This is a genomic window from Pseudomonas neuropathica, assembly GCF_051174785.1.
Classification (GTDB): domain Bacteria; phylum Pseudomonadota; class Gammaproteobacteria; order Pseudomonadales; family Pseudomonadaceae; genus Aquipseudomonas; species Aquipseudomonas neuropathica_A.
The window spans coordinates 3,893,568-3,908,699 of record NZ_CP195111.1; the positions used below are offsets into that span (position 1 = coordinate 3,893,568).

General features: G+C 59.6%; 7 protein-coding genes. 2 read left to right on the plus strand and 5 right to left on the minus strand.

Features of this window, described 5'->3' with window-relative positions; all coding sequences use genetic code 11:
• Window positions 1-586 precede the first annotated feature (586 nt).
• Window positions 587-1,426 (plus strand): 23S rRNA (adenine(2030)-N(6))-methyltransferase RlmJ, encoded by an 840-nt coding sequence (locus ACRRSD_RS17710; protein WP_007915674.1) that lies wholly within the window; start codon window positions 587-589, stop codon window positions 1,424-1,426.
• A 129-nt stretch (window positions 1,427-1,555) separates the two neighbouring features.
• Here ACRRSD_RS17710 and msrA read toward each other — a convergent pair whose 3' ends face one another.
• The 5 genes from msrA to aceE all read right to left on the minus strand — a co-directional run bounded on the left by msrA (window position 1,556) and on the right by aceE (window position 11,661).
• Complete coding sequence (gene msrA / locus ACRRSD_RS17715; RefSeq protein WP_435034454.1) at window positions 1,556-2,221, minus strand: peptide-methionine (S)-S-oxide reductase MsrA; 666 nt, start codon at window positions 2,219-2,221, stop codon at window positions 1,556-1,558.
• A gap of 206 nt (window positions 2,222-2,427) precedes the next feature.
• Window positions 2,428-5,124, minus strand: coding sequence for a putative bifunctional diguanylate cyclase/phosphodiesterase (locus ACRRSD_RS17720; protein ID WP_435034455.1), 2,697 nt, complete (start codon window positions 5,122-5,124; stop codon window positions 2,428-2,430).
• Window positions 5,125-5,366: 242 nt separating this feature from the next.
• The gene (locus tag ACRRSD_RS17725; protein ID WP_435034456.1) at window positions 5,367-6,764 is read right to left on the minus strand and encodes an alkaline phosphatase D family protein; all 1,398 of its coding nucleotides are present in this window, start codon (window positions 6,762-6,764) and stop codon (window positions 5,367-5,369) included.
• Between the two features lie 275 nt (window positions 6,765-7,039).
• Window positions 7,040-9,004 carry a dihydrolipoyllysine-residue acetyltransferase gene (aceF, locus tag ACRRSD_RS17730; protein WP_435034457.1) on the minus strand — a complete coding sequence of 655 codons (1,965 nt, stop codon included), beginning with the start codon at window positions 9,002-9,004 and terminating at the stop codon, window positions 7,040-7,042.
• A gap of 11 nt (window positions 9,005-9,015) precedes the next feature.
• Window positions 9,016-11,661 (minus strand): pyruvate dehydrogenase (acetyl-transferring), homodimeric type, encoded by a 2,646-nt coding sequence (aceE, locus tag ACRRSD_RS17735; RefSeq protein WP_435034458.1) that lies wholly within the window; start codon window positions 11,659-11,661, stop codon window positions 9,016-9,018.
• A 384-nt stretch (window positions 11,662-12,045) separates the two neighbouring features.
• On the opposite strand from aceE, the gene glnE reads away from it, so the two are divergent.
• On the plus strand, window positions 12,046-14,985 hold the full coding sequence (glnE, locus tag ACRRSD_RS17740) for a bifunctional [glutamate--ammonia ligase]-adenylyl-L-tyrosine phosphorylase/[glutamate--ammonia-ligase] adenylyltransferase (RefSeq protein WP_435034459.1): 2,940 nt from the start codon (window positions 12,046-12,048) through the stop codon (window positions 14,983-14,985).
• Window positions 14,986-15,132 lie beyond the last annotated feature (147 nt).

A 15,132-nucleotide genomic window follows, 5' to 3' on the forward strand; every position in this document is an offset into this window, starting at 1 on the left:
TTAGCCAGTTTAACGCCATAAAAGCAAAGCCCCTCACCCTAACCCTCTCCCAGAGGGAGAGGGGACTGACCGAGTTGTCTGGGGGATGTATGCCGACCTGCGACTTCAGCGGTGAACTTGGCTTGGTCAAGCTTGGATATGAGTTGTTGTTTCGGGGGACTGACCGAGTTGTCTGGGGGATGTACGCCGACCTGCGACTTCAGCGGTGAACTTGGCTTGGTCAAGCTTGGATGGTGGTGTTCTTTCGGGGGACTGACCGAGTTGTATGGGTGATGTGCGCCGACTTGCGACTTCAGTGGTGGACTTGGCTTGGCCAAGCTTGGATATGCGTTGTTGTTTCGGGGGGACTGTCCGAGGTGTATGGGGAATGTACGCCGACTTGCGACTTCCGCGCTGATCTTCGCTTGGCCAAGCCTGAGATCACGCTGATCTTTCAGGTCGATGTAACTCGCAAGATCACCACCGTCAGTCCCCTCTCCCTCCGGGAGAGGGCTAGGGTGAGGGAAAGGCTTTTGTCCGCTCAGCCGCCAACCCCTGACTTGCCGCCCGGTAAAAGGTAAACTTTGCGCCCTTCGCAGGAGCAGCCATGAATTATCGTCACGCCTTCCATGCCGGCAATCACGCCGATGTGTTCAAACACCTGACCTTGACCCGCCTCATCGCCCTGATGTCGCGCAAGGAGCAGCCGTTTGCCTATCTCGACACGCACGCCGGCATCGGTCTGTATGACTTGCAGGGCGATCAGGCCAATCGTACCGGTGAGTACCTGGAAGGCATCGCGCGCTTGTGGGATCAGCCGGACCTGCCGGCGCTGACCGCCGACTATATGAAGGTGCTGCACGAGATGAACCCGGACGGCCAGCTGCGCTACTACCCGGGTTCGCCGGAGCTGGCGCGGCGTCTGACCCGCCCGCAGGATCGGGTGATGCTCAACGAGAAACACCCGGAAGACGGCGTGCTGCTCAAGGACAACATGGCCGGTGATCGTCGGGTCAAAGTTCATCTCGGCGAGGGCTGGCACGTTGCACGAGCGATGTTGCCGGTGCAGGAGAAGCGTGCGGTAATGCTGATTGATCCGCCGTTCGAGCAGCTCGACGAGATGCAGCGTTGCGCGGCGTCATTGAAAGAGGCGATTGGCCGGATGCGCCAAACCGTGGCGGCGATCTGGTATCCGGTGAAGGATCAGCGTGCGTTGCGGCGTTTCTATCAGGATCTGGCCGGCACCGGTGCGCCGAAGTTGCTGCGTGTGGAGCTGCTGGTGCATCCGCTGGATACGCCGAATAGCCTGAACGGTTCGGGCATGGCGATTGCCAATCCGCCGTGGGGGCTGGAAGAGGAGTTGCGTGAGCTGCTGCCGTGGTTGTCGAAGAAACTTGGGCAGACACAGGGCGGGTGGCAGATGGATTGGCTGATTGCCGAGAGCTGATCAACGGCAAGATCAAAAGATCGCAGCCTGCGGCAGCTCCTACAGAGGTTAGTGTCGTCCACAAATGTGCGGGCGATCACTGATCTCGTGTAGGAGCTGCCGAAGGCTGCGATCTTTTGCTTTCAGGATTTAGTTACCCGCCAGGCTCGCTGGCATGCACACGCCGGTGCCGCCAATCCCGCAATAGCCTTCAGGATTCTTCGCCAGATACTGCTGGTGATACGTCTCGGCGAAGTACACGGTCGGTGCCTGTTCGATCTCGGTGCTGATCTCGCCCAGACCCGCCTTCGACAGTTCAGCCTGATAGGTCGCCTTACTCTTCAGCGCTGCGTCCAAATGCTCAGGTGAGGTCGCATAGATCACCGAGCGGTACTGCGTGCCGATGTCGTTGCCCTGACGCATGCCCTGCGTCGGGTTGTGCAGCTCCCAGAACATCGCCAGCAGCTCTTCGTAGCTGACTTCAGCCTTGTCATACACCACCAGCACCACTTCAGCGTGGCCGGTCAGGCCCGAGCAGACTTCTTCGTAGGTCGGGTTCGGCGTGAAACCGCCGGCATAACCGACGACGGTGCTGACCACGCCTTCACGCTGCCAGAAGCGGCGCTCGGCGCCCCAGAAGCAGCCCAGACCGAAAATCGCAAAGTCGACGTCCTGGAAAAACGGGCCAAGCAGCGGGGTTTCTTTGAAGACGAAGTGCTTTTCAGGCAGGGTCATCGCGGTTTCGCGGCCGGGCAGAGCTTGTTCTTTAGTCGGGAGCACGTTTTTGTTCACCAGAATTTCCGAGCGCAGAACCATGATCGTTCCTCTCAGTCAGTTGGATGTGAAAAGTCAGACCGCCAGTGTGCCCAATGATGCCCGACTTCGCACTATCCAAATGTGGGAGCGAGCCTGCTCGCGAAAGCGCTGTAGCATTCAATATTTGCAGTGACTGACCCACCGCTTTCGCGAGCAAGCTCGCTCCCACAGGGGGAATTCATCCATAGGGGGAGTTTGCGGTGTTTTTAGAGGCAGAGCGGCCCGCGCGGGTAGCGCTTGAGGGCCTGGATCAGTTCGCCACCGGGGATCGGCCGGTCGAACAGGTAGCCCTGGCCAACATCGCAACGATGCCGACGGAGGAACGCCAATTGCTCGGCGGTCTCAATACCCTCGGCCACAACCTTGAGTTTCAGGTTGTGCGCCATGGCGATCACCGCCGAGGTGATTTCCATGTCGTCCTGGTTGTCGGGGATTTCGTGGATGAAACTGCGATCGATCTTGATGATGTCGATCGGGAATTTCTTCAAATAGCTCAGCGACGAATAACCAGTGCCAAAGTCGTCCATGGCCAGCGTCAACCCGAGGCGCTTGAGCTGGTCGAGCTGCAAGTGCGTGTCTTCGGTGGCTTCCAGCAGCAGGCCTTCGGTCAGTTCCAGTTCGAGCAGATAGGCCGGCAGCGCTTCTTCCTTGAGGATGTTGGCGATGGAGGCGACCAGATCCGGATCGGAGAACTGCTTGGGCGACAGGTTGATCGCCACTTGCAGATTACCCATGCCGGCGGCGGTCAGCGCTTTGCTCATGCGGCAGGCCTGGCGCGCAATCCACTTGCCGATCGGAATGATCAGGCCAGTCTCTTCGGCGACGCTGATGAACTGGTCCGGGCGAATCATGCCGCGTTCCGGGTGGTTCCAGCGCAGCAGCGCTTCCATGCCCAGCAGACGCCCGCTGCGCAGGCACAGCTTGGGCTGGTAGAACACGTCCAGCTCATTCTGGGTCAGAGCGCGGCGCAGGTTGTTCTCGACGAACAGTTTGTAACTGGCCTCGGCATTCAGCGCTTCGGTGAAGACTTGTACCTGATGTTTGCCGTTGGCCTTGGCCTTGTGCAGCGCCAGGCCGGCGTTACGCATCAGGGTTTGCGGGTCGCGACCGTGCAGCGGCGCGCACGCCAGGCCGACCGAGCCGGTGACACTGATCAACTGGTTGTCGACGAACATCGGTTTATCCAGCGTCGCCAACAACTGGTTGGCGATCTGCTGGCCGGTGGCAAGGTCGGTGTCGTCGAGCAACACGGCAAATTCGTTACTGGCGAACCGCGCGAGGCTGCCGCTCGGGCTCAGGCTATTGCGCAGACGCCGGGCCAGGCTGATCAACAGTTTATCGCCGGTCTGGTGACCGAGGCTGTCGTTGATCCGCTTGAAGTTGTCGATGTCCACCAGCAACAGGCTGATCGGCGTATCGCTGTCGCGGGCAAAGCGTTCGTCCAGATTGCGGATAAACGCCGGGCGGTTGCCGAGGTTGGTCAGGTTGTCGGTGTAGGCCAGACGCTCGATGCGTTGCTGCGCCAGTTTGGTCTGGGTGATGTCTTCGTAAATGCCGATGTAGTGCGTCAGCTCACGGTTGTCGCCGTAAACCTTGGAGATCGACAATTGGCCCCAGTACGGTTCGAGGTTTTTCCGGCGACTCTTGAATTCGCCCTGCCAGCTGTTGCTCTTGGCCAGCGCCGACGGCGCGTCGAACAACAGTTCACTGAGATTCTCCAGTGCCGGCAGCTCTGACAGGCGCTGGCCGTGGACTTCTTCGGTGGTGTACTGGGTGATCGCGGTGAAGCTCGGGTTGACGTACTCGACCACGCCGTCGCAATTGACCAGCAAAAAGGCGTTGGCGCTTTGCTCGACCGCACGCTGGAACAGGTGCAGGGCGCTGGTGGCGGTGCGGCGGTTGTGGTTGTTGATCACTTGCGCGAACTGATCGGCCAGCTCGCCGGCAAAAGCGATTTCATCGGACTGCCAGGCGCGGGTAACGCCGGTCTGTTCCAGGCACAGCACACCGACCACTTGGCCATCGACGCGAATACTGGCGTCGAGCATCGCGTTGACGTCGCGCGGGCGCAGGGCTTCGGCCATCTCGCGAGTGCGCGGATCGCGCATTGCATTGTGTGCGTCGATGGCGCGGCTGCTGTGCAGCGCTTCCATGTAGTCGGGGAAACTGCTGATGTCGATCACGTCCGGGAGGATGTATTCCTGGGTCGCGCGGTGGTACGCGGAGATCGGCACCAGTTGTTGGCCTTCGAGGTTCCACAGGCTGGCGCAGTCGATTTCATAGATATCGCAGGCGCAGCGGGTGATCAGTTCGGCGGCTTCCTGCAGCGAGTTGTGCGTGCTGTAACGCTGACGTGCGAGCAGCAGAATCAAATCCTGCTGGGCGCGTACGCGTTCCAGATGCTGCAGTTGTTCCTGCTGCGCCCGTTGGTTGAGTTCAAGGGCAATCTGCAGGCGGGAGTTCTGGGTTTCGAGGTCAACGGAGGGCAGTGGCGGCGCTTCGTCGAAGACGTGATCGACCGCCAGCAAATAGCCGCGCAGCAGATGACGATTGTGTTGTTTGTAGGCTTCGCCCAGTTCCAGGATGCTCAGCGCACCGGCTGCCGTGTGCAGGGTGTAACGCACCAGATAATGCGGGCTGACGGTCAGCTGTTGCTGGATCGCATCGTGCAGTTGATAGCGCGCTTCGGGTTCCATCAGGCTGGCGTAGGGCGAGCCGACCAGCGCGCAAAGCTCGACGGCCGGCTGGCCGAACTGGCGTTCACAGTTGGGATCGAGAAACAGCATGGCCCAACTGGCTTCATTCAAGCGCTCGAAACGCAGCATGCCGAGCCGCGAGGGCACAGGCAACTGCGTCACTACCTCGGCCGCCATACGGCTGGCGGCATCGGGCTGGCTCTTCATGAAGGGAACTCGCTTGGAAATATGCTGAACGCGCCGGGCTCTCGCCCTCTTTACTGTTGCCTGCGGCAAGGTTGCATCATTGCGGCACCGACTGACAAGAGAGATGAAGGCCAAGTGCTATAAGAATATGTCGGCTGCACTGAACATTTCTCCAGTGTGCGCTGAAAAGTAATCCTGTTGAATTGAAAGAACGCCGTTCCAGAGCGGTTCGTGCCCCCCAACGGCGTTCTTTGGCTGGAAACTCAACGCAGAGGAATGGTGATCGATTGGATGCGTTTGCCATCGCGGTCGTGGTAATTGACCTGAATTTGCCCGGCATCGACCACCATATGGGCGAAATTGTCTTCACTGACCACCGTACTGGTCAGCTCATGCTGGTAATCGCCCGCCGCCGTGCGCACCAGCGGCTGATCCAGAATGAACGTCGACGCCTTGGCGTAAGGCAGCAGTTTGCTGTTGCACAGCGGCGAGGAGACCACGGTGTGGACTTCGAAGTCCGGGTCTTCGCTGTGGGTCAAGCGAGCGGTTAGCGAGCCATGTACGTCTCCGGAGATGAACACGACATTCTTGATGCGTCGGGTGCGGATGGTCTCCAGCAGGCGCAGGCGCTGCTCGGGAAAGGCTTTCCAGGCGTCATCGCCGTGGACCTTGCGATCCGGATAGAACATCACGCTGGTGACCACGAACTTGACCCGCGCCGTGCTGTTGTTCAGCCATTTGAGCAGGGCCTGTTCCTGTGCCTCGTCGAGGATGCGTCGGTCATCGGCGGACAAGTTGCGACGGGTGCGACTATCGGTGACAAACCATTCGATATCGCCATCGCTGAATTGATACCAGTAATGCTCGAGTGTTGCGTGATCTACTTCTCCATTAGTTGTCAGCGGATGAACCGGGCTGTGACTGGCCTGATATAACTCATAGGCGGTCATGGCATTACGGTATAAGTCACCGTCGGACTTGCTGGCATTGACAGGCCAGTTGTCTTCGATTTCGTGGTCGTCGAGAATCATGTAAGTCGAAGTGCCAGACATCAGTCGTTTTATATTGGGTTGGGAAAATGCCGCGCGGTACTTGTTCAGAATGTCTTTGTATTCGCGATCCGGTGCAAGCAGATTCAAGTCGTCGACGTAGATTTGATCGCCAGTCATCAATACCGCGCTGATCGGTGGTTGTATGCCTTCGATCACCTGATTGATGGATGCAAAGATGCGGTCGCCCAATTGCGGCAGGGAGGCGATGCCGGCGGTCATGCGCAGATAACGGCAGGAGCCGACGATATAAGCTCTAGGCTGCATGGCTTTGCTGGAGCGGGTGCGCAGGCGATAGATCTCTCGCGGCCATTGCAGTGGCAGTTCGGCGACGCTGTCAGGCGTGTGTACAGGACTCATCGGGCTGAACCAGCCGGCCTGATATTCATATTCGGTGTCGCTACTCAAGTTGTTGAGGGCGAATACTTGCGACATGTCGCGTAATTCGCTCAGGCGCGCGAAGTTACCTTTCGACCATTGTTGTGTGCCGGATGCACGATAACGTATCCCGGAAAATACCAATGCATTGTTGTGCCGGTCGCCACGCATGAATATGCGTGCGTGATTAGTTGTAACGTGGCCGACGATCGGGCCAATAGTTGGTTTTAACATGTCGAATCCATTCGAATGAATTTGAATAAATATGAGTTTTACGAAGTTTGCTTAGTTAAATTGGCTGCGCCTAGATTAGTTGTCTGTCGAATAAAAAAGATCGGCGCCAAGTCGACCAGACTTGTGGCCGATATCAGCGCAACATGTGGGAAAAAAGACCAGAAGGTTTTTTCAGGCAAAAAAAAGCCCCGCCAAACTGACGGGGTTGAGGTACGAGCGTGTGGCGCTCGAAAGGGTGCAGCAATCGGCCCTCCGTTGCCGGAGGGCCGATCGAGTTACAGCAGGATCGTGCGGATGTCCGCCAGCAGGCTGCCCAGACGCTGGGTGAAGCGTGCGGCAGCGGCGCCGTTGATCACACGGTGATCGTAGGACAGCGACAGCGGCAGCATCAGTTTCGGCTGGAAGGCTTTGCCGTCCCAGACTGGCTGGATGGTTGCCTTGGAAACACCGAGGATCGCCACTTCCGGCGCGTTGACGATCGGCGTGAAGCCGGTGCCGCCAATGTGGCCGAGGCTGGAAATGGTGAAGCAGGCGCCTTGCATGTCGTCAGCGGTGAGCTTCTTGTCGCGGGCTTTGGCGGCCAGCGCAGCGGCTTCGGCTGCCAGTTGCAGCAGGCTCTTCTGGTCGACGTTCTTGATGACCGGTACCAGCAGGCCATCCGGGGTGTCGACGGCGAAGCCGATGTTCACGTATTTCTTGCGGATGATCGCTTTGCCGCTTGGTGCCAGCGAACTGTTGAAGTCCGGCAGCTCCTTGAGCATGTGCGCGCAGGATTTGAGCAGCAGCGGCAGGATGGTCAGCTTGACGCCAGCCTTCTCTGCAACGGCTTTCTGCGCGACGCGGAACGCTTCCAGCTCGGTGATATCAGCCGAATCGAACTGAGTCACGTGCGGGATGTTCAGCCAGCTGCGGTGCAGGCTCGACGCACCGATCTGCATCAGGCGAGTCATCGGCACTTCTTCGATTTCGCCGAAACGGCTGAAATCAACGACCGGAATCGGCGGGATGCCCGCGCCACCGGTTGCGCCAGCAGCAGCGGCCGGTGCTTCCTTGGCCTTCTGCATCATCGCTTTGACGTAAACCTGCACGTCTTCTTTCAAGATACGACCGTGCGGGCCGCTGGCACCGACAGCGTTCAGCTCGACGCCGAACTCGCGGGCCAGTTGACGCACGGCAGGGCCGGCGTGAACTTTCGCGCCCGGCTTGGCCGGTGCGGCGGCTGGAGCGGCAGCAGGTGCAGGTGCAGCGGCAGCCGGAGCAGCAGCGGCTGGAGCACTTGGTGCAGCAGCGGCAGCTGGAGCCGGGGCAGCAGCAGGCGCCGCGCCTTTGACTTTCAGCTTCAGAATCAGGTCGCCGGTACCGACTTCGTCATCCAGCTTGATGGAAACGCTTTCCACCACGCCGGCGGCAGGCGACGGGATTTCCATGCTCGCCTTGTCGGATTCCAGAGTGATCAGCGACTGGTCGGCTTCAACGCTGTCGCCAGCCTTGACCAGCACTTCGATGATCTTGGCTTTGCCGGCCGAACCGATGTCGGGAACGTGGATGTCCTGAACGCTGTCGGCAACCGGTGCTGCTGGCGCGGCTGCCGGAGCAGGCGCAGCGGCAGCGGCCGGGGCAGCAGCCTGGGCCGGAGCGGCAGCCGCAGGGGCCGCAGCGCCTGCTACTTCCAGATCCAGAATCAGGTCGCCAGTGCCGACTTCGTCGTTGAGCTTGACACTGATGGCCTTGACCACGCCAGCGGCAGGCGACGGGATTTCCATGCTCGCCTTGTCGGATTCCAGGGTGATCAGCGATTGATCAGCCTCGACGGTGTCGCCGACCTTGACCTGAATCTCGATGATCTGCGCTTTGCCCGACGAACCGATGTCCGGCACGTGCACTTGCTGAACCGAAGCGGCAGCAGGGGCAGCGGCAGGCGCGGCGGCAGCAGGAGCGGCGGCGGCCGGTTTTTCTTCAGCCTTTTTAGCCGGTGCAGCAGCAGGAGCAGGGGCCGCTTCAGCGGCGCCCTCGACTTCCAGCTCAAGCAGTTCGTCGCCTTCTTTCAGACGGTCGCCCAGCTTCACTTTCAGGCTCTTGATGACGCCGGCTTTCGGGGCCGGCACTTCCATGCTGGCCTTGTCCGATTCCAGGGTCAGGATGCTCTGGTCGGCTTCGATACGGTCGCCGACCTTCACAAACAGTTCAATTACTTCACCTTCACCGCTGCCGATGTCAGGTACGCGAATGAGTTCGCTCACAAAATGTCTCCTCAGCAGTCCAGTGGGTTGCGTTTTTCCGGGTCGATGCCGAACTTGACGATGGCCTCAGCCACGACTTTAGGTTCGATATCACCACGGTCAGCCAGTGCTTCCAGGGCTGCCAACACCACGAAATGACGGTCGACTTCGAAGAAATGACGCAGTTTCTTGCGGCTGTCGCTGCGGCCGAAACCGTCGGTGCCGAGGACTTTGAATTCCTTGGACGGTACCCACTGACGGATCTGCTCTGCGAACAGCTTCATGTAGTCGGTAGAGGCGATGACCGGACCTTTACGGCCGTTCAGGCACTCTTCGACGTAGCTCAGCTTAGGCTTCTGGCCCGGCTTCAGACGGTTGCTGCGCTCGACAGCGAGGCCGTCGCGACGCAGTTCGTTGAAGCTGGTAACGCTCCAGACGTCGGCGCCAACGTTGAACTCTTCACGCAGAATCTTCGCCGCTTCACGGACTTCACGCAGGATGGTGCCGGAGCCCATCAGCTGTACGTGGTGCGCCGCATCGCGGGTGTCTTCTTCGAGCAGGTACATGCCTTTCTTGATGCCTTCTTCGGCACCGGCCGGCATGGCTGGCTGCTGGTACGACTCGTTCATCACGGTGATGTAGTAGAAGATGTCCTGTTGCTCTTCGGTCATCTTCTTCATGCCGTCCTGAATGATCACCGCCAGCTCGTAGCCGTAGGTTGGATCGTAGGTGCGGCAGTTCGGGATGGTCGCGGCCAACAGGTGGCTGTGACCGTCTTCGTGTTGCAGACCCTCACCGTTCAGGGTGGTCCGGCCGGCGGTGCCGCCGATCAGGAAGCCACGGGTACGGCTGTCGCCAGCGGCCCAGGCCAGGTCGCCAATACGCTGGAAGCCGAACATCGAGTAGAAGATGTAGAACGGCAGCATCGGCTGGTTGTGGCTGGAGTACGAAGTACCGGCCGCGATGAAGGAACTCATGGCGCCTGCTTCGTTGATGCCTTCTTCAAGGATCTGACCTTTCTGGTCTTCCTTGTAGAACATCACCTGGTCTTTATCGACTGGCTCGTAGAGCTGGCCGACGGACGAGTAGATGCCGAGCTGACGGAACATGCCTTCCATACCGAAGGTACGGGCTTCGTCCGGGATGATCGGAACGATGCGCGGGCCGATTTCCTTGTCCTTGACCAGTTGCGCGAGGATCCGCACGAACGCCATGGTGGTGGAAATTTCACGGTCGCCGGAGCCGTCAAGGATCGCCTTGAGGGTGTCCAGATCTGGCGTCGGCACGCTGAAGCTTTGCGCGCGGCGCTGAGGCACGAAACCGCCCAGTGCAGTGCGACGCTCGCTGAGGTAGCGGGCTTCGGCGCTGTTTGGCTCTGGCTTGAAGAACGGCAGGTGCTCCAGCTCTTCGTCCTTGACCGGGATGTCGAAACGATCGCGGAACAACTTCAGGCTGTCGACGTCGACTTTCTTGGTGTTGTGCGCAGTGTTTTTCGCTTCGCCGGCACCGGTGCCATAACCCTTGATGGTCTTGGCGAGGATGACGGTTGGCTGTTCTTTGTGGTTGACCGCTTCGTGGTACGCCGCATAGACCTTGTACGGGTCGTGGCCGCCACGGTTGAGTTTCCAGATCTCGTCGTCGGACAGATCAGCAACCATCGCCTTGAGTTCTGGCGTGTTGAAGAAGTGTTCACGGACGAACGCGCCGTCTTTGGCTTTGTAGTTCTGGTACTCGCCGTCGATGACTTCGTCCATGCGACGTTGCAGGATGCCGTCGACGTCTTTGGCCAGCAGAGGGTCCCAGAAACGGCCCCAGATGACTTTGGTCACGTTCCACTGAGCACCGCGGAACACGCCTTCGAGTTCCTGGATGATCTTGCCGTTGCCGCGAACCGGGCCGTCGAGGCGCTGCAGGTTGCAGTTGATGACGAAGATCAGGTTGTCCAGCTTCTCGCGGCCGGCCAGGGAGATGGCGCCCAGGGATTCCGGCTCGTCGCACTCGCCGTCGCCCAGGAAGCACCAGACTTTCTGTTTGCCCGGCTGGATGAAACCGCGGTGCTCCAGGTACTTCATGAAGCGTGCCTGGTAGATCGCCTGGATCGGACCCAGACCCATGGATACGGTCGGGAACTGCCAGAAGTCAGGCATCAGCCAAGGGTGCGGGTAGGACGACAGGCCCTGACCGTCGACTTCCTGGCGGAAGTTGTTCATCTGGTCTTCGGTGATGCGGCCTTCCATGAATGCGCGGGCGTAAACGCCTGGCGAGGTGTGGCCCTGGAAGTAGATCAGGTCGCCGCCGTGTTCGTCGGTCGGGGCCTGGAAGAAGTAGTTGAAGCCGATGTCATACAGGGTCGCACTGGAAGCGAAGCTGGAGATGTGACCACCCAGGTCAGAATCTTTCAGGTTCGTACGCATTACCATGGCCATCGCGTTCCAGCGTACCAGCGAGCGAATGCGGCGTTCCATGAACAGGTCGCCAGGCATGCGTGCTTCGTGGGTTACCGGGATGGTGTTGCGGTAAGGCGTGGTGATGGCGTAAGGGAGCTGCGAGCCGCTGCGGGTCGCGAGTTCGCCCATACGGGTCATCAGATAGTGAGCACGGTCTTCGCCTTCTTTGTCGAGAACCGATTCCAGGGCGTCCAGCCATTCCTGGGTTTCGACGGGATCGAGGTCTTGCATGGCTTGCTCCAGGGCGGAAAGGCTTCCAGAATCGGTTGCCTGAGTTTGCGACTGGCCTTGTGGGCAGACGATTTAAAATTCTTGGATTGCCGATAGGTTGTTCCGGCGGCGTGTAGTTTTACTACAAATCTTCCGGCATTTCAGCCTTTCGAATGTATAGACGAGTAGTAAAACTACAGAAGAATGGCTTGTGGCCTCCGGCTGCGTTGTGAGAATAATCGTTAAGGTTGGTCTTTTGCCATCCGAAAAAGGTGAAACTTTGATGTTCGCTGCCAAAGAGAAAGAAATTTCAGCTATTTCTAACTTTTGTTCGACAGTCCTCCGGGTAGCGGGTTTTCACCAATCACTACAAGCGGCCATTTACACGCCGATCAAGGATAGACCATGACCCTGCCCGTGCTTGCCGAACTGCCCGCCATTCTCCTGCCGTTGGTCACTCGATCCGAGCAGTCGTTCCGTACGGCCGTCGCCGCGCTGGAAGACGATCACGGCTTCGCGAACTGGACGCCAGAGCGCTGGGCGCAGTTTGCCCGCGTCACCGCCGCCAGCGAATTCGTCATTGAACAGAGCGTTCGTGACCCTTTGATGTTGCTCACGCTGGTGCAGTCCGGCGAACTCGACCGGGCCTTCGCGCCGGGCGAATTGTGTGCGCAGATTGCTGCCGCGGTGAATGCCGCGCAAACCGAAGAGGAACTCGGTCGCGCTCTGCGTCGCCAGCGCGCCCGCCATCAAGTGCGGATCATCTGGCGTGATCTCACTCGTCAGGCCGATCTGGTGCAGACCTGCCGCGATCTCTCGGACATGGCCGACGCTACCATCGATCAGGCTTATCAATGGTTGTACAGCCGCCATTGCGAACAGTTCGGCACGCCGACCGGCCGCCGCAGCGGTGAGCCGCAGCAGATGGTCATCCTCGGCATGGGCAAGCTCGGCGCTGTCGAGTTGAACCTGTCTTCGGATATCGATCTGATCTTCGCCTACCCCGAGGGCGGCGAAACGGTCGGCGTGAAGCGCTCGCTGGATAATCAGGAATTCTTCATTCGCCTCGGCCAGCGCCTGATCAAGGCACTGGACCCGATGACCGTCGACGGCTTTGTGTTCCGCGTCGACATGCGCCTGCGCCCTTACGGCTCGTCCGGCGCGCTGGTGCTGAGTTTCAATGCGCTGGAGCAGTATTACCAGGATCAGGGCCGTGACTGGGAACGCTACGCGATGATCAAGGCGCGGGTGGTGGCCGGCGATCAGGTCGCAGGCGCGCAGTTGCTCGACATGTTGCGACCGTTCGTTTATCGACGTTACCTCGACTTTTCTGCGATCGAAGCGCTGCGCACCATGAAGCAGTTGATCCAGCAGGAAGTGCGGCGCAAGGGCATGGCCGACAACATCAAACTTGGCTCGGGTGGCATCCGCGAGGTCGAGTTCATCGCTCAGGCCTTTCAACTGATCCACGGCGGTCGCGACTTGAGCCTGCAACAGCGTCCTCTATTAAAGGTGCTGAGTACGCTGGAAGGGCAGGGTTATCTACCGCCGGCGGTGATCAGTGAGTTGCGCGAGGGTTACGAATTTCTCCGTTACACCGAACACGCGATTCAAGCGATCGCCGACCGCCAGACCCAGATGCTGCCGGATGGCCCGCAGGATCAAGCGCGGATTGCCTTTATGCTCGGTTTTGCCGATTGGAACGCGTTCCACGAAAAACTGATGTTCTGGCGCGGTCGCGTGGCTTGGCACTTCGCCCAGGTGATTGCCGATCCCGATGAAGATGAAGGCGCCGAAAGCGAAGTAGTGGTCGGCGGTGAATGGCTGCCGCTGTGGGAAGAGGCGCAGGACGAAGAGGCGGCGTGCCGGCAGTTGGAGGAGGGCGGTTTTGCCGATGCCAGCAAAGCCCTGAAAGCGTTGGCCGGATTGCGCAGCAGTCCGCAATTGCGGGCGATGCAGCGATTGGGGCGTGAGCGTCTCGATGCCTTTATTCCGCGTCTGCTTGCGCAGGCGGTGGAGCACGCCAATCCGGATCTGGTGCTTGAACGCGTGCTGCCGCTGGTTGAAGCGGTGGCCCGGCGTTCGGCTTATCTGGTCTTGCTGACGGAGAACCCCAGCGCCTTGCGACGTTTGTTGACGTTGTGCGCGGCGAGCCCATGGATCGCTGAGCAGATCACCCGCTTCCCGCTGTTGCTCGACGAATTGCTGAACGAAGGTCGTCTGTTCAAGCCGCCATTGGCCCCGGAACTGGCGGCTGAATTGCGTGAGCGCCTGACGCGGATTCCCGAAGATGATCTCGAACAGCAGATGGAAGCCCTGCGCCATTTCAAACTGGCGCACCGCTTGCGCGTCGCCGCTTCGGAAATTGCCGGCAGCCTGCCGCTGATGAAAGTCAGCGATTACCTGACCTGGCTAGCCGAGGCGATTCTCGAGCAAGTGCTGGCCCTGGCCTGGCGCCAGACCGTGGCCAAGTACGGCACGCCACTGCGCACCGACGGCACCTTGTGCGATCCCGGCTTCATCATTGTCGGTTATGGCAAAGTCGGCGGTCTGGAACTGGGGCATGGTTCGGATCTGGACCTGGTGTTTATCCACGACGGCGATCCGCAGGCGGAAACCGACGGGCCGAAGTCGATTGATGGCGCGCAGTTCTTCACGCGACTGGGGCAGCGCATCATTCACTTGCTGACGGCGCAGACCAATTCCGGTCAGCTCTATGAAGTGGACATGCGTCTGCGGCCATCGGGCGCCTCGGGGCTGTTGGTCAGTTCGCTCGGTGCGTTTGCCCGCTATCAGGAAAATGAAGCCTGGACGTGGGAACATCAGGCATTGGTGCGCGCGCGGGTGCTGGTCGGCAGTCAGGATGTCGGCCAAGCGTTCGAGAAAGTCCGCGCACAGGTTTTGGGCAAAGCACGTGATCTGGCCAGGCTGCAACAGGAGGTCAGCGAGATGCGCGCGAAGATGCGCGATAACCTTGGCACCAAGAGCACCGCAGCCGGTACGGCGGCAAATGCCTTCGACGCCACCGCGCCGTTCGACCTCAAGCAGGACGCCGGAGGTATCGTCGATATTGAATTTATGGTGCAATACGCGGCTCTGGCGTGGTCGCACAGCCACCCGCCACTGCTGCGCTGGACCGATAACATTCGCATTCTGGAAGAGCTGGAACACGAAGGGCTGATGCCTGCCGAAGACGCCAGCCTGTTGCGCGAGGCCTACAAAGCCTACCGCTCCGCCGCCCACCGGCAGGCCTTGCAGAAGGATGCCGGAGTAATACCGGGCGACCAGTTTGCCGAAGAGCGGCGACAGGTTTTGCGGATATGGAAAGAGATGGGGCTAAGCTGAAACAAGCCAATGAAGGCAATGAGATTCAAGAGGTGGGAGCGAGCCTGCTCGCGAATGCGTAGTGTCAGTCAACATTGATGTTGAATGTGCCGACCCCTTCGCGAGCAGGCTCGCTCCCACAGTGATCTGCGGTGAGTCGCAGATGGG

What these genes read in the sequence shown, in the direction of transcription:
- ACRRSD_RS17725 (WP_435034456.1), bottom strand. Translation starts at nt 6,764, where the DNA reads ATGTTAAAACCAACTATTGGCCCGATCGTCGGCCACGTTACAACTAAT.
- aceE (WP_435034458.1), bottom strand. Translation starts at nt 11,661, where the DNA reads ATGCAAGACCTCGATCCCGTCGAAACCCAGGAATGGCTGGACGCCCTG.
- msrA (WP_435034454.1), bottom strand. Translation starts at nt 2,221, where the DNA reads ATGGTTCTGCGCTCGGAAATTCTGGTGAACAAAAACGTGCTCCCGACT.
- glnE (WP_435034459.1), top strand. Translation starts at nt 12,046, where the DNA reads ATGACCCTGCCCGTGCTTGCCGAACTGCCCGCCATTCTCCTGCCGTTG.
- ACRRSD_RS17720 (WP_435034455.1), bottom strand. Translation starts at nt 5,124, where the DNA reads ATGAAGAGCCAGCCCGATGCCGCCAGCCGTATGGCGGCCGAGGTAGTG.
- ACRRSD_RS17710 (WP_007915674.1), top strand. Translation starts at nt 587, where the DNA reads ATGAATTATCGTCACGCCTTCCATGCCGGCAATCACGCCGATGTGTTC.